The organism is Streptosporangium roseum DSM 43021, assembly GCF_000024865.1.
Classification (GTDB): domain Bacteria; phylum Actinomycetota; class Actinomycetes; order Streptosporangiales; family Streptosporangiaceae; genus Streptosporangium; species Streptosporangium roseum.
In genome coordinates this window covers 1793413-1811359 of record NC_013595.1, presented here as the reverse complement: position 1 = coordinate 1811359, position 17947 = coordinate 1793413, and the positions used below count along the sequence as shown (strand labels likewise).

The following is a 17947-nucleotide window of genomic DNA, read 5'->3' as shown; positions in this document are numbered from 1 at the left end:
CACCGGACGTGGATCCCGCCACGGCTCCCGCCTCGGATGTCCGAAATCCCCCGTCCGGCCCGTGTAGCCGTCTCGACAACCCAGGATCGAGCCTCCATGCAGTCCGACATCGACGCACAGCTCAACAACTTCTTTGAAGACGCCCCCGCTCGGGAATTCGACGTGGTGCTCCGTGGCTATGACCGGCACCAGGTCCATGACCATCTGAAGCAGGTCGACAACGAGTTGCGCCAGTCCCGCGAACAGGTTCAGGGCCTGCAGCGTGACCTATCCGACTCCCAGCGTCAGCTGCAGGAGCAGGAGCGTCCGACGTACTCTGGCCTTGGTGCGCGGATCGAGCAGTTGCTCCGTCTCGCCGAGGAGCAGGCCACCGAGCTGGTCCAGGCCGCCCGGTCCGAGGCGAACGAGATCAAGGCCGCGTCCAAGGTCGACGCCGCCGACCTGCGCGCCGCCGCGGAGAACGAGGCGGCCGAGAAGCGCGCCCTCGCCACCCGCGAGGCCGACGACATGCGCACCACCGCCGAGCGCGAGGCCGAGGAGATCCGCTCGACCGCTCGCCGTGAGGCCGACGAGCTGACCGCCACCACCGAGCGCGAGGTCGCCAAGCTGCGGGCCACCGCCGACCACGAGGTGGCCGAGAAGCGCGCGGACGCCGAGCGCGAGATCGCCAAGCTCCGCACCACCACCGAGCGCGAGGTCGCCCAGCTCCGCGCCTCGACCAAGCGCGAGCGCGACGAGGTCCTCACCACCGCCAAGCGTCAGGCGGACGAGATGCGCGCCCAGGCCCAGCGGGTCCTGGAGGAGTCCGAGGCCAAGCGCGCCCAGGACGAGGCCGAGTTCGAGATCCAGCTCGCCGCCCGCCGCGAGGAGGCCGAGCGCCAGGAGGCCGAGCGCCACGCCACCGCGCAGGCCAACACGCAGAAGCTGGTCTCCGAGGCCGAGCAGCGCGCGGCCACCGCCGAGCAGCGCGCCACCAAGGCCACCCAGCAGGCCGAGCAGACCCGGCGCGAGGCGGACACCCACGCCAAGCAGCTGCTCGCCAACGCGCGCAAGAACGCCGACCAGCTCGTCTCCGAGGCGAAGTCGAGCGCCGAGTCGATCGTCAGCGACGCCAAGACCGAGTCCGAGCGGACCCGCTCCATCGCCCAGCGTCAGGTCGACGAGCTGACCCGCCAGCGCGACAGCATCACCAGCCACCTCGCGCAGCTGCGCCAGCTGCTCGGCGGCGCGCCGCTCCCGGCCGCCGACCCGGAGCCCGCGATCGCCGCGGCCCCGGTCAAGCCGGCCATTCCCGCCGCCAACGGCAGCGAGAAGCCGGCTCCGGCCCCCGCTCCGGCCAAGGCCGAGACCAAGGACGACGATGCGGAGTGGTGGCAGGAGTAGGCACCGCTGAATCGGGGCGTTGACGACGGCTACGGGAGAGCCTGGTGACCTTGGCGGTCGCTAGGCTCTCCTCTGTGTTTTCGCCGTTCCGCGCGGCCATGCGCACCCCCCCGGAGCGCGGCTTCGCGCGTCCTCAGAGCTAGGAGCAACCGTGCCCGAAGCGTCCCCGACAGCCGACGTCTCCACGGCGCCTGACCCGGGATCCCACCCCGCCGCGGACGCCGCCCCCCGGTCCTCCGCGGCCACGGGCGGACCGCCCGGAGCCGCGGACGGGCCACCCAGGACGGCGGATGGGCGATCCGGGACGACGGACGGCCCGCCCACGGCCGCGGACGGGGCGCCAGGGGCCGCGAACGGGCTCTCCGCGGCCGCGGACGGGTTCCCCGGGGCCGAGGGGCCCCAGGCCTCTCCGGGGGCCCCGGACGAGCATGCGGCGCCGTACGGCAGGCCGGGCAAGCCGCTGGCCAAGAACCCCTTCCTGATCGGCCTGACCGCCGGAATGGGCCTGCTCACCTCGTGGGCGCTGGCCCAGGCCCTGGTCACCTCGCGCAGCGTGATCGTGCTGGTCGTGGTGGCGATGTTCCTCGCCCTGGGGCTGAACCCGGCCGTCGAGTCGCTGCAGCGGCGCAGGCTGGCACGGCGCTGGGCGATCTCGATCGTCTTCGGCGCGGTGATCCTGTTCTTCGTGCTCTTCGGGCTGGCGATCGTCCCGCCGGTGAGCCAGGAAGCGGCCTCGTTCATCAGCGCGGTCCCCGGCTACACCCAGGAACTGCTCGCCAACCCCACGCTCAAGGAGCTGGACAGCGACTACCAGATCCTGACCAGGATCGGCGACTACATCACCAGCGGCGGCCTCGCCCAGACCGTGGCGGGAGGCCTGGTCGGCGCGGGCGCGGTGGTGTTCAACGCGTTCTTCTCCGGGGTCACGCTGCTGGTGCTGACGCTGTACTTCCTCGGCTCGCTGCCCTCGATAAAGGACTACCTCTTCCGGCTCGTGCCGAGCAGCCGCCGGGAGCGGACCCGGGGGCTCGGCGACGAGATCATCAGCGGCATCGGCGGCTACGTGGCCGGCAACCTGCTGATCTCGGTGATCGCCGGCGTGGTCACCTGGGTGTTCCTGGCCTTCGCGGGCGTCGAGTACGCGCTGGCGCTCGCCCTGGTGGTGGCGGTCACCGACCTGATCCCGCTGGTCGGCGCGACGATCGGCGCCGTACTGGTGAGCGGGGTGGCACTGCTCCAGTCGGGGACGCTCGGCATCGCCTGCGCGATCTTCTTCCTGGTCTACCAGCAGGTGGAGAACTACCTGATCTATCCGCGTGTGATGAAGCGCTCGGTCGACGTGGCCCCGGCGGTCACCGTCATCGCCGCGCTGTTCGGCGGCGCGCTGCTCGGCATCGTCGGAGCGCTGCTGGCCATCCCGGTGGCCGCCGCGATCGCACTGATCATCCGCGAGGTGGTGATCCCCCGGCAAGCTCGGCTATGAAGCCCGCCACCGCGCGGTTGAACGCCTCGGGCTGTTCGATCGCGCTCAGGTGACCCGCCTTCTCGATCACGGCCAGCCGCCCGTCCGGCACGGCCCCGACCATCGTCTCGGCGTCGGCGGGCGGGGTGAGCCGGTCCTCCTCCCCCACGATCACGAGGGCGGGCACCTTGAGCCCGCGCAGGGTGTCGAAGGAGTCGGGGCGGCCCGCCATGGCCCGCTGGGCCCAGGCCACGGCCTTGGGCGGGGCCGACTGGACCAGCCCGCGCACCCGGCCGAACACCATCGCCCTGCGCTGCACGGTGGTGACCCCGATCAGCGACGGCAGCACCTCCTCCACCAGGATCGAGGTGCCGTCGTCGAGGACGGCGGCGGCGATGCGCTCGCGGTTCGCCCTGGCCGCCTCGGGATCGGCGGCCGCCTTGGTGTCGGCGAGGATCACCCCCAGCACCCGGTCGGGGTGCCGGCGGCACAGGGCCATCGTCACGTAGCCGCCCATGGACAGGCCGCCGACGACGGCCCGGTCGACGCCCTCGCGATCGAGCAGGCGGACGACGTCGTCGGCCATCGCGTCGAGGGAGGGCTCGTCGTCGCCCAGCACCGAGCCGCCGAAGCCGCGCAGATCGGGGGTGATGACCTTGCAGACGGCGCCCAGGCCCTCGCGCTGGGCCAGCCACATGGCCGATGACAGGGGGAACGCGTGGAGGAGGACGACCGGAAGTCCCTCGCCCGCCGATCGCGTGTACAGGTCCACGCAGTCCACCGTAATCGCGGACTTACGATCTGGCACCCCTTGATTCACCGAGATCTACAGCGTGGATGCCCTGTCGTTCACGGCGGGAAGGAAACGCGGAACGGTGCCACGCCTTAGCATTGAATGTTATGTTCAATGCATGTTGGTGACGGAGATGTTGAAGCTCGCACCGAGCGCTGAGCAGCGCGAGGCGCTGCTGGCGACGATGCGCGCGTGCAACGCCGCCGCCAACCGGGTCGCCGAAGTCGCATTCGAGCAGCGAACCGCGAACAAAATCGCACTTCAGAAGCTCGTCTACGCCGACCTGCGCCACGAGTTCGGGCTGTCGGCGCAGATGGCCATCCGTTCCATCGCCAAAGCCTGTGAGGCGTACAAGCGAGACAAGAAGATCAAGCCGGCGTTCCGGAAGCTGGGGGCGGTCGCCTACGACCCGCGCATCCTCACCTGGAAAGGCCGCGACGCGGTCAGCATCCTCACCTTGACCGGCCGCGCCCTTATCCCGGTCGTCTACCAGGGACGGTGGACGCAAGGCCCGGAGAACCGCATCCGAGGCCAGGCAGATCTGGTCTACCACGACGGCATGTTTTTCCTCGCCGTCGTGATCGACGTCCCCGAACCGCCGGGAGGTGGCGAGCCGGACGGGTGGCTCGGCGTGGACCTCGGCATCGTCAACCTCGCCACCGACTCCACCGGCGAAGCCCACAGCGGCAAGGGCGTGCGGGCCGTACGGCGCCGCAACGCCGCCCTTCGGGCACGCCTGCAGGCCAAGGGCACGAAATCCGCCAAGCGGCTGCTGAAGAAACGCCGCCGCAAGGAGTCCCGGTTCGCCCGGGACGTCAACCACGTCATCTCCAAACACCTGGTCGGCAAAGCCAAAGGCACCCGCTCCGGAATCGCCCTCGAAGACCTCGAAGGAATCCGGGACCGGGTAACGGTTCGTAAGGCTCAGCGTGCCGACCTGCACTCCTGGAGCTTCCATCAGCTCCGCACGTTCGTGATGTACAAGGCCGCCCTCACCGGGGTGCCCGTGCGGCTGGTGGACGCCCGCAACACCTCCCGCACCTGTCATCGGTGCGGGCAATGCAAGAAGAAGAACCGTCCCAGCAGGGACGATTTCCGGTGCGTCGACTGCGGGTTCGCTGGCCCCGCCGACCATAACGCTGCGATCAACATCGGTCGTAGGGCAGTGAGTCACGCTGCCATCGACGCGGCCTGACCCGTGCACCCCATGCATGATGAGGAGCTGCAAGCTTGGCCCTTCAAGGCCAAGAAGTTGACAACGGGTTGTGATGTCGCACTGACTCCGCCGTCAAGACCCTCCCCTTGCCCCGGCCGTGGCTCCGCGAACGGCACGGCCTGGGCCGGGGCTCCGCGGACGCCCCGGGGATCTACGGACCGGCGATCTCCGTGGGGAGGGGCGAGGCGGCCGGGTTCACCCGCCGGACGATCTCGTCGAGGACGATCCGCACGTACGGCTCGCCGACCCACAGGTGCTTGGCCCCGTCCACCCCGACGACCTCCGCCTGGGGGACCCGGGCGAAGCGCTCACGGGCCTTCTCCGGCTGGAGGTAGTCGTCGAACTCGGGGACCAGCACGGTCAGCGGCCGGCCGAACGCCGCCCACGCGTCGAGGTCGGCGTCGGTGGCCCGGTGCAGCGGCGGGGAGAGGAGGACGGCGCCCTCCACCAGCGGATCGTGCCCCCACTTGAGCGCGAGCTCGGTGCCGAAGGACCAGCCGACCAGCCAGGCCCGGGGCAGGTCGTGGAACTCGGCGTACTCCAGCGCGGCGGCGACGTCGAAGCGTTCGTCCTGCCCCCCGCCGAAGGCCCCCTGGGATGTGCCCCGGTCGGAGGTCGTGCCGCGCGTGTTGAAGCGCAGCACGGCGAGATCAGCCAGCGCGGGCAGCCGGTTGGCGGCCTTCTTGTAGACGTGGCTGTCCATCATGCCGCCGTGCGTGGGCAGCGGGTGCAGGCAGATCAGCGTGGCCACCGGGGGCCTGTCCGCCGGCAGGGCCAGCTCGCCGACGAGCGTCAGCCCGTCGCCGGTCTGCAGCTCGATCGGCTCCCTGCGCGCGGGCAGCACCGTAGAGGCCCGGATCTCCATCTTTTCCCCACTCCGTCTCGTGAGCGGGCGCCGGTGGACCGGATCTCCGGGAGGCGCCGCGCGGTCGTTGTCAGTATCGGGTCCGGCCGGGACCGCGCTTGACCCGGTTGCGCCAGCACGCGGTGTGCCAGTGCCTGCGCTCGTCCTCCCCGCCCGCCCAGGCCGGCCAGCTCACCAGGTGCGGCAGGCCGGCCCTGATCTCCTGGTCGCAGCCCGGACAGCGGTAGACCTTGTCCGCTCCGGAACCGGTGACCCGGCGCACGTGCCAGTCGCCGTCGGGCCACTCCTCGACCTGGTCGACCCCGGGCACGGACCCGCCGACCGGCCGGGAGGAGGAACCCCGGCTGCCGCCCCGGTCGAACGGGCTCATCCGGCGGGCTTTACGGGGGCTCATGGCAGGTCGCGGATGCTCCGCACCCCGGCCGTGACGAGCTGGTCGAGCAGCGGCGCGGGGGCGAAAGACGGCTCACGGTACTCGGCGTAGAGCGCGCGCAGCCCGTCGCGGACGGTCTCCAGCCCCAGCTCGTCGAGCATCTCGAAGGGCCCCGAGGGGTAGCCGCAGCCCAGCCTCATGGCCGAGTCGATGTCCTCGACGGTCGCGTAACCGGAGTCGTACATCCGCACGGCGTCGTTCAGATACGGGTAGAGGAGCGCGTCCACCACGAACTCGGCCCGGTCCCTGCACCGCACCGGGGTCCGGCCGACGATCCGTACCAGACCCTCCACGGCGCGTGCGGCCTCGGCCGAGGTGAGCACCGTGGAGGCGACCTCGGCGACCCCGTCTCCGACCAGGTGCAGGCCGACCAGGCGCTCGGGGTGCGGAAGCCCGGCGGCCAGCTCGATCACGGGATTGCGGGACAGCGCGACGACCACGTCGGCGGCCTCGGCGGAGGCGGTCTTGAAACCGGCGGCGGAGAGCTTGGCGGTGAACTCCTCCGCCCCCTCTCCCAGCACCGCCACCGAACCCACCGAGGGTTTGACCGTCGGCGGCGGCCCGCCGGGCTCCTCGTCCCGGTGGAAGCCGCCGCCGGCCTTGCGGCCGAGCAGCCCGGCGGTGACCAGCTCGCGCAGGATCGGCGCGGGAGCGTGGCGGCGGTCGCGGCTCTCCTGGAACAGCACGCACAGCACCTCGTAGGAGGTGTCCAGGCCGATCAGGTCGAGCAGGGTGAAGGGCCCCATCGGCAGCCCGACGCCGAGCTTCATCGCGGCGTCGATGTCGTCACGGGTCGCCAGGCCGTTCTCCAGCAGGACAGCGGCGTGGTTGAGATAGGTCAGCAGCAGCCGGTTGACCACGAACCCGGCGCGGTCGCCGACGCTCACCGGGGTCTTGCCGAGCCTGCGCGCGAGGGCGGCCACCTCCTCCGCCAGGCCGTCCTCGGTGGTCACCGTGTGGATCACCTCGACCAGCTTCATGATCGGCGCGGGGTTGAAGAAGTGCATGCCGACGACCTGGCCGGGGCGGGCGGTGGTGGCCGCGATCTCGGTGACGGAGAGCGAGGAGGTGTTGGTCGCGAGCACCGCGGACGGCTTGCAGATCCGGTCCAGGTCGGTGAAGAGCGCCCGTTTGAAATCCATGACCTCGGGGATGGCCTCGATCACCAGGTCGGCGTCGGCGAGGTCCTCCAGGGAGGTGGTGAAGGTCACCCTGCCGAGGATCTCCGCGCGCTCGGCCTCGGTCAGCCGGCCCTTGGCCAGAGCCCTGCCCGTGGAGCCCTCCAGATGGCCGCGGCCCCGCTCCAGCGCAGCCGGGTCGGCCTCCACGCCGGTCACCCCGAGCCCCGCCCGGGCGAACACCTCGGCGATCCCCGCGCCCATCGTGCCGAGCCCGACCACTCCGACCTTCTCAAAGCTGCGCGTCATGCCGCCCAGTGTCCCAGAGGTGCCCGCCCCACCCCAAAACCGGCTTGGACCCTCGGCATCCGGGCCGCACCGGTAGGGTTGGCGCTCATGCGGCTGGTCATCGCGCGATGCAGCGTGGATTATCTGGGAAAGCTCACTGCGCATCTTCCGATGGCGCCCCGGCTCATCCTGATCAAAGCGGACACCTCGGTCTCCATTCATGCGGACGACCGGGCTTTCAAACCGCTCAACTGGATGAACCCGCCGTGCAAGCTCCGTGAGGAGGAGGGCACCTGGACGGTGACCCACGGCAAGACCGGTGAGAAGCTCGTGCTCACCATGGAGGAGATCATCCACGACTCCAGCCACGAGCTGGGCGTGGACCCCGGTCTGATCAAGGACGGCGTCGAGGCCCACCTGCAGGAGCTGCTGGCCGAGCACATCACCACGCTGGGCGCGGGCTGGACGCTGGTCCGCCGCGAATACATGACGGCGATCGGCCCGGTGGACATCCTCTGCCGCGACCACGCGGGCGCGAACGTGGCCGTGGAGCTCAAGCGCCGCGCGGGCATCGACGCGGTGGAACAGCTCACCCGTTACCTGGAGCTGATGAACCGCGATCCCCTGCTCGCCCCCGTCACCGGCATCCTGGCCGCCCAGGCCATCGCGCCGCAGGCCAAGACCCTGGCAGAGGACCGCGGCATCCGCTGCGTGACCCTGGACTACGACGCGCTGCGGGGCATCGAGCGCAACGACACCCTGTTCTGACGGCTCCGGCACTCCGGCGGGCGTCCCGTACGGCGGGCCTGGCCGGGTGGTGGTGTCCACCGGACGACGTGGCCCTGTCCTCCGAACGGAGGACAGGGGGTTCCACCGGTCGTTGGTGCCCCGGGAACCGCGGCGGCGCGACGATTGGGACATGAGAACAGCGGTGACGGCGCGGGGCCTGACCAAGCGCTACGGCGACGTGCAGGCGGTCGGGGGCATCGACCTCGACATCCACGTGGGCGAGGTGTTCGCGATCCTCGGCCCGAACGGGGCGGGGAAGTCCACCACGGTGGAGATCATGGAGGGCTACCGGACCCGGGACGCCGGAGAGGTCAGCGTCCTGGGCGCCGACCCGGGCAGGCCGACTCGGGAGTGGCGCTCCCGGATCGGCGTGGTGCTGCAGACGTCCAACGACGTGGCCGAGGTGACGGTGCGGGAGACCGTGCGGCACTTCGCGGGCTACTACCCCAACCCCAAGGACCCGGACGAGGTGATCGAGCTGGTCGGCCTGTCGGACAAGGCCGGCAAGCGGATCCGCCAGCTCTCCGGCGGCCAGCGGCGCCGGGTGGACGTGGCGCTGGGCGTGATCGGCGGCCCGGAGCTGCTCTTCCTCGACGAGCCGACCACCGGGTTCGACCCCGAGGCGCGCCGGCAGTTCTGGGACCTGATCCAGGGGCTGGCGCAGCAGGGGACCACGATCGTGCTGACCACCCACTACCTGGACGAGGCCGAGGCGCTGGCCGACCGGGTGGCCGTGGTGGCGGGGGGCCTCATCGTGGCCGAGGGCGAGCCCAAGACCCTGGGCGGCCGGGCCACCGCCAAGGCCAGGGTGAGCTGGTCCGACGAGGGCGAGCGCCGCACGCTGGAGACCGACACCCCGACCAGGACCGTGCTTGAGCTGACCCACCGCTTCGACGGCGAGGTGCCCGAGCTGACCGTGACCCGTCCTTCCCTGGAGGACGTCTATCTCAAGCTCATCGAGCCTCCCGCCTGACCTCCGCGGCCCCGCCCCTCCGGCCCGCCGGCTCCCCTGCCGAGCCCCCGGCCGACGAGCCTCCCGCCCAGGCACCCCGCGCTCCCCCGGACGGCACCCGCCCCGGCCCGTCGCGCCCCCGCCTGGCCGCCTCCTCCCCTCGCCCCCTCGCCTCCTCGCCCCCTCGCCCCCTCGCCGCCTCCTCCCCTCGCCCCCTCGCCTCCTCGCCCGGAGCCGACCGTCCGTCACCCTCCCGGCGACGCCCACCCATCCCCATCGATCCCCTGAGGTGATCACGCCATGACGCAGACCACCACCCGGCCCCCCGCTCCGCCGCTGGCCGGCGGGCAGCCCTCCGCGATACGGCTGGGGCTGTCGCGGGCGGCCTTCGAGACCAAGATGTTCTTCCGGGAGAAGGACGCGGTCATCTTCACCTTCGCCTTCCCGATCGTCCTGCTGGTGATCTTCGGTTCGATCTTCGCGGACGATCTGGAGGGGACCGGGCTGAACGTCTCCCAGCTCTACGTGGCCGGCCTGATCGGCTCGGCGGCGATGACGGGTTTCCAGAACCTCGGCATCGGCATCGCGGTGGACCGCGACGACGGCACGCTCAAGCGGCTGCTGGGCACGCCTCTGCCGCGCACGTCCTACTTCATCGGCAAGGCGCTCAACACCCTGGTCGTCTCCGCCTTCCAGGTCGTGATCCTGCTGGCCATCGGGGTCACGCTGTTCGGCCTGAAGCTGCCCTCCGAGGTCTCGACGTGGCTGACCTTCGTCTGGGTGTTCGTGCTCGGCGTGATCGGCTCGTCCCTGCTCGGCATCGCGGTCAGCAGCCTGCCCCGGTCCGGCAAGAGCGCCAGTGCGGTGATCGCCATGCCGTTCGTGGTGCTGCAGTTCATCTCGGGGGTGTTCATCCCCGTCGCCCAGCTTCCGGCCTGGCTGGCGAACATCGCGTCGTTCTTCCCTCTCAAGTGGATGTGCCAGGGTTTCCGCTCGGTCTTCCTGGGCGACGCCGGTGCCACACTGGAGCTCACGAAATCGTATGAACTCGACCGGGTCGCCCTGATCCTGGGAGCCTGGGTCGTCGGAGGACTGGTGCTGTGCCTGGTGACGTTCCGCTGGAAGAGCCGCCGCGACGGATGAGGGCGTTGATCTGGTCCGGACGGAGCATCGACCCGTCCGGGCCGCACGTCTGGCACTCGCTGCGCGGCTGGGAGGTGCTCCTCGCCGTCGCGACGCTCGTGCCCGTGGCGTTCATCGTGCCAGGCGACCTCCCCGTCACGGAGAAGATCCTCTTCGCCGGGCTCATGGCCGCGATCCTCCCCGTCTACTTCCTGTTCGGCCGGTCGGCGATCCTGACCGAGGACCGGCGGCGGGGCGCGGTCTACCTCGCCGTCCTAGTCGTCCTGTTCACTCCGGCGGCGTTCATCGAACCCTCGGCGGCGTTCGCCCTCTTCGGCCTCTGCCCGCAGTGCTTCATGGTCTTCCCGGCCAAGCCGGCGGTCGGGGTGGTGATCGTGCTGAACGCCGGTCCGGTCGTCCGCTTCCTGGTCGAGAACCAGGGCGACACGTTCAACTTCCTGAGCGTCAGCACCATCGTGATCTTCTTCTCCGCCGTGTTCGGCATCTGGATGGAGCGGATCATGCGGCAGAGCGAGGAGCGGGCGGCCCTCATCGCGGAGCTGGAGGCCCAGCGGGCCGAGGTCTCCAGGCTCTCGGCCGAGCGCGGAGCCCTGGCCGAGCGCGAACGCCTCGCCGGGGAGATCCACGACACCCTGGCCCAGGGCTTCACCAGCATCATCATGCTGATCCAGGCCGCCGAGGCCCAGTCCGACCCGGCCCGCCACCTGTCGCTGGCCGTACAGACGGCGCGCGAGAACCTGGCCGAGGCCCGCGCGCTGATAGCCGCGCTCAGCCCGGCGCCGCTGGACGGCTCCACCCTGGACGAGGCGCTGGTGCGGCTGGCCGGCCGGCTCAGGGAGGAGACGGGGATCGCCACCGCCTTCTCCCTCCGCGGGGAGTCGCGCCCGCTGCCGCCGCCCACCGAGGTGGTGCTCCTCCGGGCGGCCCAGGAGGCGCTGGCCAACGTGCGCAAGCACGCGGCGGCCGGCCGGGTGGAGGTCTCGGCCTCCTACGGCCCGGAGACGGTGGCGCTGGAGATCCGCGACGACGGGCGCGGTTTCGATCCCGCCGTCGCCGAGGGGTACGGCCTGCGCGGCATGCGTGCCCGGGTGGAGCAGGTGGGCGGCACCTTGACGTTGACCAGTTCGCCGGCGGGAGGTACGACCCTGGAGGCCGTCCTCCCCGCCGAGCAGCCAGATCGGGGAGCGTGACGCGTGCTGCGTCTGATGATCGTCGATGACCATCCGGTGGTCCGCGAGGGGCTGCGGGGGATGCTGGAGGCCGACCCCGGGATCACGGTGGTGGGCGAGGCGGCGTCGGGGGACGAGGCGGTCGTGCGGGCCGGGGAGCTGCGGCCCGACGTGATCCTGATGGACCTGCGCATGCCGGACGGCGACGGGGTGAGCGCCACCGGGCGCATCCTCGCCGAGCGGCCGGAGAGCCGGGTGATCGTGCTGACCACCTACGAGACCGACCAGGACATCGTGCGGGCGGTCGAGGCGGGGGCCGCCGGATACCTGCTGAAGGACACCTCCAGGGCCGACCTGCTGGCCGCGATCGTCTCCGCGGCGCGGGGCGAGACCGTGCTGTCGCCGTCGGTGGCGACCCGTCTGGTCACCCGGATGCGGGCCCCGGTGAGCGAGTCGCTGTCGCCGCGGGAGGCCGAGGTGCTCTCCCTGGTGGCCCGGGGGCTGACCAACGCGCAGATCGGCAAGGAGCTGTTCATCAGCGAGACCACGGTCAAGACCCACCTGCTGCGCGTCTTCGGCAAGCTCGGCGTCTCCGACCGCACCGCCGCCGTGACCACGGCGCTGGACCGGGGACTTCTCACCCGGTAAGTGATGGTTTACCGGACAACGGTCCCGGTCTATCGTGGGCGGACCGCGCCCGTTCGGCTCGCCGCGCCCGCGAGGGCCGCCGCGGACGCCGCTCCCTCCGCCCTCGGGCATCCGCCACGGCACAGCAGGAGGCCACGATGACCACGGCGACCGGCCGGCTCACCTTCGACTCCCTCGATCCGGCCACGGGCGCCGTCGTCGGCACCCACCCGATCCAGGACGCGGCGGCCGTGCGCGCGGCCGTGGCGGAGGCCGGGGCTGCCGCCGTCCGGTGGGCCGGGCTGGGGTGGGTCGAGCGCAGGCGGCGGCTGCTCGACTACAAGGCCGTCATCACCCGGAACATCGCCGGGATCGTCGCCACCGTCCACGACGAGACCGGCAAGCCTGAGGCCGACGCCACCCTGGAGGTCGTCCTGACCATCACCCATCTCGACTGGGCCGCGCGGAACGCGCACCGGGTGCTCGGGCCGAGAAGGGTCTCCCCCGGGATGATGGGCGCCAACATCTCGGCCACGCTGGAGTACCGGCCGCTCGGGGTGGTCGGGGTGATCGGACCGTGGAACTACCCGGTGTTCACCCCGATGGGGTCGATCGCCTACGCGCTGGCGGCGGGGAACGCGGTGGTGTTCAAGCCCAGCGAGCTGACCCCCGGCGTGGGCGTGCTGCTGGCGGAGCTGTTCAGCGAGGCCGTTCCCGAGCACGGGGTGTTCCGGACGGTCACCGGGCTGGGCGAGACGGGGGCCGCGCTGGCCGGTGACCCGGGGGTGGGGAAGATCGCCTTCACCGGCTCGACCGCCACCGCCAAGCGGGTGATGGCCGCGTGCGCGGCGAACCTCACGCCGCTGGTCGCCGAGTGCGGCGGCAAGGACGCGCTGATCGTGGACGAGGGTGCCGACCTGCCGGCCGCGGCGGACGCGGCCCTGTGGGGCGCGCTGTCCAACGCGGGCCAGACCTGCGTCGGCGTGGAGCGCGTCTACGTGGTGGACGCGGTCTACGACGGCTTCATGGGGGAGCTGACCCGGCGGGCCCGGAAGGTCAGGGCCGGGGAGGACTACGGCCCGATCACCATGCCGGCCCAGCTCGACGTCATCCGGCGGCACATCCAGGACGCGGTCGCGGGCGGCAGGGCCGTCCTCGGCGGCCCCGAGTCGGTTCGCGCGCCCTTCGTGGACCCGGTGATCGTGGAGGACGTGCCGGAGGAGTCCGTGTCGGTCCGCGAGGAGACGTTCGGCCCGACCCTGACGGTCAAACGGGTCGCCGACGTGGAGGAGGCACTGGAGAAGGCCAACGCCTCCGCGTACGGCCTGGCCGGGACGGTCTTCTCCGGCAACGCGCGGCGGGCCGTGGAGCTCGCGCGCCGGATGCGCGGCGGGATGACCGCGATCAATTCGATCATCTCCTTCGCCGCGGTCCCCTCGCTGCCGTTCGGCGGGGTGGGCGACTCCGGCTTCGGCCGCATCCACGGCGCGGACGGGCTGCGGGAGTTCTCCCGCCCCAAGGCCGTCTCGCGGCAGCGCTTCGCGCTGCCCGGAATGAACCTCACCTCGTTCACTCGCGGCCAGAAGGAACTTGACCGACTAGTCAGGCTTGTCACCTTCTTGCATGGACGACGGAAGCGATAGCACACTTACTCTTCCGCAAAAAGGATCTTGCACCCATAATGGTGGATTCTGGGGGCCAGGATCATGAGGTGGAAGTGATAAAGCGAGTGTTTGTCAAGTCCGCATTAAAGGCGGAGGCTTGACATGAATGGACGATCATACAGAGGAATGTCAGCGGAGGAGCGGCTGGCGGAGCGCCGGGAGCGCTTGATCACCGCGGCGTACACGCTCTACTCCGACCCCGGTTTTCCGGAGACCACGATCGAGAAGCTGTGCGCCGCGGCCCGCATCTCCAATCGTGCCTTCTACGAGTGTTTCTCCGGCCGTAACGAGTTACTGCAGGCGGTGCACGACAGATGTGTGCAGGAGACGCTGTTGTCGGTGTCGAAGTCCATCGAGCAGGCCCCGGACACGCTGCTCAGCCGGGTCGAGGCGGGCATCGCCGGATATATCGGCTTCGTCACCGAGGACAGGCGCCGTGCCCGGATCATGCACCTGGAGGTGCGCCGGGCGGGCGACTGCCTCACCAGGTCGCGGCAGCAGGCGGTGGCGGCCTTCAGCCAGATCATCGAGGCCAACGTCTTCGACCTGCCGGGGGCGGTCAAGGCCAACCAGCGCCTGCTGGCACTGGGCATGATCGGCGCCATCCAGGAGCTGCTCATCGAGTGGGTGCTGGCCGACGACCCGCCCGCGGTCGATCACCTGATCAGCACCGCCGTGCACATCTTCTACCGGTCTTTCGTCACGTGAGCCCCGCCGGGACCCGCGTGACGTGACCTCCGACGGGCGAGCCGGGCGGGGAGAGCGCCCGCGATCGCCCTCGGACCCGAGCGGTTCCGCGACACGGTGGAGCACTGACGCGCGTGACCGGGGTCAGGCCACCGCGGCCATGGACAGCTCGACGGTGAGCACCCGGTTGAGCCGGGTCACCGCCAGCACGCGCATGACGCGAGGCGGCACCCCGCGCAGGATGAGACGGCGTTCCGCGGCCAGCGCGCGGCGGTGCGTGCCCACCAGCACGCCGAGGCCGGTGGCGTCGATCATCTCCAGCCCGGAGAGATCCACGATCAGATCGCCGCGGCCGGAATCGACCGCGTCGTGCAGTCGCGGGCGCACTCCGGCGACGGTGCCCACGTCGAGCCGGTTGCCGACACTGACCACCTGGGCTCCGGGGTTTCCAGTGGCGCGCATGCCTCCTCCTCAGACCGGACCGCGGGATGGACGCGACCGGACGTAATCTCCGTGCGGCGCCGCGCCAGGCGGGCACGCAATGCATTTACCGATGACATGACGCGGGGAAAGGCGCGGATCTCACGCACTCCCGGGTTCACGTCCGCTGCCACCATGTGTTCCCCCTGCCCCAACGCAGAGAAAAAACTCTGTTTAGAGCCAACCTTTTTCCTGGGCGGCGTGGATGGCGGTGATCCGGTTGCTGGCGCCCAGCTTGGTGATGGCGCTGGACAGGTAGTTGCGCACGGTGCCCTCGGTGAGGTGCAGCGACACCGCGATCTCCCCGACCGACGCGCCCCGCGAGGCCAGGGCCAGAGCGTCACGCTCACGCTCGGTGAGCGGGCTCTCCCCCGCCATCATCGCCGAGGCCGCCATCTCCGGGTCGAGATAGCGTCCGCCGGAGCTTACCTTACGGATCGCCGTCGCCAGTTCGTCGGCGGAGGCGTCCTTGGGGATGAAGCCGCGCACCCCCGCCGCGAGCGCCCTTCTCAGATATCCGGGACGGCCGAAACTGCTCAGCATCAGCACCGCGTGGCCGGGCAGCGTCTCGGCCACGGTCAGCCCGTCCATCCCGGGCATCTCGATGTCCAGCACGATCACATCGGGCCGGTGATCCCGTACGGCCTGCGCCACCAGGTCGCCCCTGGCGACCTGCGCCACCACCTCGATGTCCGGCTCCAGGCCGAGCAGCGTGGCGATCGCCCCGCGGATGAGATGCTCGTCGTCGGCCAGCAGCACCCGGATCATCTGACCCCCTCCAGCGGGACCGTCGCCCGCAACCTGAACTCTCCCGCGCCGCCGGCGCCGGCGGCGACGGCACCCCCCATGGCGGCCACCCGCTCCGACAGCCCGATGAGGCCGGTGCCGCCGCGCCCGTCCAGCCCGGTCACGCCGTCGTTGACCATCTCCAGCACGGCCACGCCGCCGCGGAGGGTGATCGTGATCCGGCACCGGGTCGCCGAGCTGTGCCGCAGCACGTTGGTGGTGCCCTCGCGGACCACCCAGGCCAGCAGCGTGCCCAGCTCCTCGGGCACCGGCTCCTGAGGCGTCTCCAGCGTGCAGCGGATGCCGTCGGCCTCCAGCACCGCGGTCATGCTGCGCAGCTCGGCGTCGAGATCGACCGTCCGGTAGCCGCGCACCGCCGCTCGGATCTCCTTCAGCGCCTCCCGGGCCAGTCCCCGGACCTCCTCCATCTCGCCGGCGGCCCGCTCGGTGTCCACCTTCGACAGCTTGGCGGCCACCTCGCTCTTGACCGCGATCGCGGACAGGCTGTGCCCGACCAGGTCGTGCAGGTCGCGCGAGAAGCGGAGCCGCTCCTCGGTGACGGCCAGCCGGGCCTGGGCCTCCTTGCCCTCCTCCGCCAGCCTGACGACCTCCCAGAACCAGAGCTGCAACCGGTTCGCGCAGGGCAGCGACAGGGCGACCCCGACGAAGGCGCCCGCGAGGGCGCCGGCGAGGGGGGCCGTGTCCTCGCCCGGGTGTGGTGCGGCCAGCACGCGTCCGATGATGGAGCCGGAGCCGTCATCGACCGGTGTGAGAAGCAGTGCGACCACGGCGGCGCCGAGACCGGCGACGAACGTGCCCATCCTGCTCAGCAGCAGCGCCGCGCCCGCCGCCCAGGCCGGGGCGACCAGCCCCCAGGTCCACAGCTGGGTCTCCTGGGTCAGCAGCAGGACGACCGCGAGCACGGCCGAGGCCACGATCTCGCGGTTGGCCGAGGTCCCCGCGATGGCAGCCTTCACCATCCTCATGTAGAGGACGCTGAAGGCGGCCAGCCCCAGCAGCCCGAGGATGAGGACGAGCAGGTCCGCCCCCGCGTGCTCGGCGATCCCGCCGGGGACACTGAACTCCTCGGCGATCCCGCCGAGGGCACCGAACCAGACCAGGAGCGGACCGGTGGTCAGCGACCAGATGGTCAACCGGCGGAGCCGCTCGAAGGTCGTGCGCTTCCTGCGCCGGGGGAACACGTGGAGGACGGAGCGCCTGAAGCGCCCCGCCACTCTTCCGTCAGCTTTTATCGACATTTCGTGATGCACGTTATCCGTGCCGGGGCTCCCACCGGAACAGCCACCTGGCCAGCAGGGCCGCCACCGCGATCCAGGCCACCAGGATTCCGAGCGAGGGCAGCGCGGCCACCCACTGCCCGGCCATGCTCAGCGCCTCGCCGCTCCCGGAGATGTGGTCGGCGCCGAGGAAGCCCGTACGCATGATCTCCACGACCGGGGTCACCGGGAGCAGGTTGGAGACCACCCCCAGCGGGCCGGGCAGCGCGTCGGCGGGGTAGGCCACCGGCGCGCCGATCATCATGACCAGGATCACCGGCAGGACCGTGATCTGGGCCAGCTCGGCGTTGGGCGTGATCCCGGAGAAGGCGGCGGCCAGCAGGCCGAACAGCGCGACTCCCAGGGCGGCCGCGACCAGCAGCAGCGGCACGTTGGCCGGCAGGACCCCGTCGGTCCGGTGCATCCAGATCGCCAGCAGCACCACCTGGCCGAGGAAGAGCGCGAGCGCGCCGAGGGCGGCGCCGCCGAGGACCGCCGGCCCGGACGGCTGGCCCCCGCGCAGCCGCTTGAGCACCAGTTCCTCACGCCGGGCCGTGAAGGAGTTGACCAGGTTGATGAAGACCGCGAACCCCAGCATCAGGCCGGGCACCCCGGTCAGCACGAAAAGCTCCCCGGACACCCCGGCGATGTCCGTGCCTCCCTGGGTCTGGGTGAACATCCAGGCCATCAGGAGCGGCAGCAGCAGCACGTTGAACATCACCGTGGTGTTCCTGGCCACCAGGGTCAGGTCGAGCCTCGCCAGCCGTACGGCGTGCAGAACGTCGGTCTTCATATCACTCACCACTCCTCATCCG

At 71.1% G+C, this 17947-nt stretch carries 18 protein-coding genes; 10 read left to right on the top strand and 8 right to left on the bottom strand.

Annotated elements, in window-relative coordinates; all coding sequences use genetic code 11:
- Nucleotides 1-96: 96 nt before the first annotated feature.
- Nucleotides 97-1383: a DivIVA domain-containing protein gene (locus SROS_RS08155; protein ID WP_012888431.1), complete on the top strand. Its 1287-nt coding sequence runs from the start codon at nucleotides 97-99 to the stop codon at nucleotides 1381-1383.
- A gap of 151 nt (nucleotides 1384-1534) precedes the next feature.
- On the top strand, nucleotides 1535-2866 hold the full coding sequence (locus SROS_RS08150) for an AI-2E family transporter (protein ID WP_012888430.1): 1332 nt from the start codon (nucleotides 1535-1537) through the stop codon (nucleotides 2864-2866).
- Here SROS_RS08150 and SROS_RS08145 read toward each other — a convergent pair.
- Nucleotides 2826-3617 (bottom strand): alpha/beta fold hydrolase, encoded by a 792-nt coding sequence (locus tag SROS_RS08145; protein WP_012888429.1) that lies wholly within the window; start codon nucleotides 3615-3617, stop codon nucleotides 2826-2828. The genes SROS_RS08150 and SROS_RS08145 overlap by 41 nt on opposite strands.
- Nucleotides 3618-3756: 139 nt before the next feature.
- Here SROS_RS08145 and SROS_RS08140 point away from each other — a divergent pair, with 139 nt between their 5' ends.
- Complete coding sequence (locus SROS_RS08140; protein ID WP_012888428.1) at nucleotides 3757-4833, top strand: RNA-guided endonuclease InsQ/TnpB family protein; 1077 nt, start codon at nucleotides 3757-3759, stop codon at nucleotides 4831-4833.
- Between the two features lie 172 nt (nucleotides 4834-5005).
- Here the strand turns inward: SROS_RS08140 and SROS_RS08135 are convergent, their stop codons facing one another.
- The 3 genes from SROS_RS08135 to SROS_RS08125 form a co-directional block, all read right to left on the bottom strand.
- Nucleotides 5006-5719 (bottom strand): alpha/beta hydrolase, encoded by a 714-nt coding sequence (locus SROS_RS08135; protein ID WP_012888427.1) that lies wholly within the window; start codon nucleotides 5717-5719, stop codon nucleotides 5006-5008.
- A gap of 70 nt (nucleotides 5720-5789) precedes the next feature.
- A complete protein-coding gene (locus tag SROS_RS08130; RefSeq protein ID WP_043651574.1) occupies nucleotides 5790-6089 on the bottom strand; it encodes a hypothetical protein in 300 nt (99 codons plus the stop codon).
- Between the two features lie 20 nt (nucleotides 6090-6109).
- The gene (locus SROS_RS08125; RefSeq protein ID WP_012888425.1) at nucleotides 6110-7579 is read right to left on the bottom strand and encodes a 3-hydroxyacyl-CoA dehydrogenase family protein; all 1470 of its coding nucleotides are present in this window, start codon (nucleotides 7577-7579) and stop codon (nucleotides 6110-6112) included.
- An 87-nt stretch (nucleotides 7580-7666) separates the two neighbouring features.
- On the opposite strand from SROS_RS08125, the gene nucS reads away from it, so the two are divergent.
- The 7 genes from nucS (at nucleotide 7667) to SROS_RS08090 (ending at nucleotide 14610) form a co-directional block, all read left to right on the top strand.
- Complete coding sequence (gene nucS / locus SROS_RS08120; RefSeq protein WP_012888424.1) at nucleotides 7667-8326, top strand: endonuclease NucS; 660 nt, start codon at nucleotides 7667-7669, stop codon at nucleotides 8324-8326.
- Between the two features lie 151 nt (nucleotides 8327-8477).
- On the top strand, nucleotides 8478-9320 hold the full coding sequence (locus SROS_RS08115) for an ABC transporter ATP-binding protein (protein WP_012888423.1): 843 nt from the start codon (nucleotides 8478-8480) through the stop codon (nucleotides 9318-9320).
- A gap of 279 nt (nucleotides 9321-9599) precedes the next feature.
- Nucleotides 9600-10442 carry an ABC transporter permease gene (locus tag SROS_RS08110; RefSeq protein ID WP_012888422.1) on the top strand — a complete coding sequence of 281 codons (843 nt, stop codon included), beginning with the start codon at nucleotides 9600-9602 and terminating at the stop codon, nucleotides 10440-10442.
- On the top strand, nucleotides 10439-11632 hold the full coding sequence (locus tag SROS_RS08105) for a sensor histidine kinase (protein ID WP_012888421.1): 1194 nt from the start codon (nucleotides 10439-10441) through the stop codon (nucleotides 11630-11632). The genes SROS_RS08110 and SROS_RS08105 overlap by 4 nt, the downstream gene beginning before the upstream one ends.
- 3 nt (nucleotides 11633-11635) lie before the next feature.
- Nucleotides 11636-12259, top strand: a complete 624-nt coding sequence (locus tag SROS_RS08100; RefSeq protein WP_012888420.1) for a response regulator — start codon at nucleotides 11636-11638, stop codon at nucleotides 12257-12259.
- A gap of 137 nt (nucleotides 12260-12396) precedes the next feature.
- Complete coding sequence (locus SROS_RS08095) at nucleotides 12397-13881, top strand: aldehyde dehydrogenase family protein (RefSeq protein ID WP_012888419.1); 1485 nt, start codon at nucleotides 12397-12399, stop codon at nucleotides 13879-13881.
- 147 nt (nucleotides 13882-14028) lie between these two features.
- On the top strand, nucleotides 14029-14610 hold the full coding sequence (locus tag SROS_RS08090; RefSeq protein ID WP_148268986.1) for a TetR/AcrR family transcriptional regulator: 582 nt from the start codon (nucleotides 14029-14031) through the stop codon (nucleotides 14608-14610).
- Nucleotides 14611-14733: 123 nt separating this feature from the next.
- Here SROS_RS08090 and SROS_RS08085 read toward each other — a convergent pair whose 3' ends face one another.
- The 4 genes from SROS_RS08085 to SROS_RS08070 form a co-directional block, all read right to left on the bottom strand.
- Nucleotides 14734-15051, bottom strand: a complete 318-nt coding sequence (locus tag SROS_RS08085) for an STAS domain-containing protein (RefSeq protein ID WP_012888417.1) — start codon at nucleotides 15049-15051, stop codon at nucleotides 14734-14736.
- A gap of 192 nt (nucleotides 15052-15243) precedes the next feature.
- Nucleotides 15244-15837, bottom strand: a complete 594-nt coding sequence (locus SROS_RS08080; RefSeq protein WP_012888416.1) for a response regulator transcription factor — start codon at nucleotides 15835-15837, stop codon at nucleotides 15244-15246.
- Nucleotides 15834-17114, bottom strand: a complete 1281-nt coding sequence (locus SROS_RS45780) for a sensor histidine kinase (protein WP_012888415.1) — start codon at nucleotides 17112-17114, stop codon at nucleotides 15834-15836. The genes SROS_RS08080 and SROS_RS45780 overlap by 4 nt, the downstream gene beginning before the upstream one ends.
- Before the next feature lie 13 nt (nucleotides 17115-17127).
- Nucleotides 17128-17925, bottom strand: a complete 798-nt coding sequence (locus tag SROS_RS08070) for an ABC transporter permease (RefSeq protein WP_012888414.1) — start codon at nucleotides 17923-17925, stop codon at nucleotides 17128-17130.
- Nucleotides 17926-17947 lie beyond the last annotated feature (22 nt).

Excerpts from the sequence above, each read along its gene's own strand:
- SROS_RS08155 (WP_012888431.1), top strand. The coding sequence starts at position 97 with ATGCAGTCCGACATCGACGCACAGCTCAACAACTTCTTTGAAGACGCC.
- SROS_RS08140 (WP_012888428.1), top strand. The coding sequence starts at position 3,757 with ATGTTGGTGACGGAGATGTTGAAGCTCGCACCGAGCGCTGAGCAGCGC.
- SROS_RS08135 (WP_012888427.1), bottom strand. The coding sequence starts at position 5,719 with ATGGAGATCCGGGCCTCTACGGTGCTGCCCGCGCGCAGGGAGCCGATC.
- SROS_RS08130 (WP_043651574.1), bottom strand. The coding sequence starts at position 6,089 with ATGAGCCCGTTCGACCGGGGCGGCAGCCGGGGTTCCTCCTCCCGGCCG.
- SROS_RS08125 (WP_012888425.1), bottom strand. The coding sequence starts at position 7,579 with ATGACGCGCAGCTTTGAGAAGGTCGGAGTGGTCGGGCTCGGCACGATG.
- nucS (WP_012888424.1), top strand. The coding sequence starts at position 7,667 with ATGCGGCTGGTCATCGCGCGATGCAGCGTGGATTATCTGGGAAAGCTC.
- SROS_RS08115 (WP_012888423.1), top strand. The coding sequence starts at position 8,478 with ATGAGAACAGCGGTGACGGCGCGGGGCCTGACCAAGCGCTACGGCGAC.
- SROS_RS08110 (WP_012888422.1), top strand. The coding sequence starts at position 9,600 with ATGACGCAGACCACCACCCGGCCCCCCGCTCCGCCGCTGGCCGGCGGG.
- SROS_RS08105 (WP_012888421.1), top strand. The coding sequence starts at position 10,439 with ATGAGGGCGTTGATCTGGTCCGGACGGAGCATCGACCCGTCCGGGCCG.
- SROS_RS08095 (WP_012888419.1), top strand. The coding sequence starts at position 12,397 with ATGACCACGGCGACCGGCCGGCTCACCTTCGACTCCCTCGATCCGGCC.
- SROS_RS08090 (WP_148268986.1), top strand. The coding sequence starts at position 14,029 with ATGTCAGCGGAGGAGCGGCTGGCGGAGCGCCGGGAGCGCTTGATCACC.
- SROS_RS08085 (WP_012888417.1), bottom strand. The coding sequence starts at position 15,051 with ATGCGCGCCACTGGAAACCCCGGAGCCCAGGTGGTCAGTGTCGGCAAC.
- SROS_RS08080 (WP_012888416.1), bottom strand. The coding sequence starts at position 15,837 with ATGATCCGGGTGCTGCTGGCCGACGACGAGCATCTCATCCGCGGGGCG.
- SROS_RS45780 (WP_012888415.1), bottom strand. The coding sequence starts at position 17,114 with ATGTCGATAAAAGCTGACGGAAGAGTGGCGGGGCGCTTCAGGCGCTCC.
- SROS_RS08070 (WP_012888414.1), bottom strand. The coding sequence starts at position 17,925 with ATGAAGACCGACGTTCTGCACGCCGTACGGCTGGCGAGGCTCGACCTG.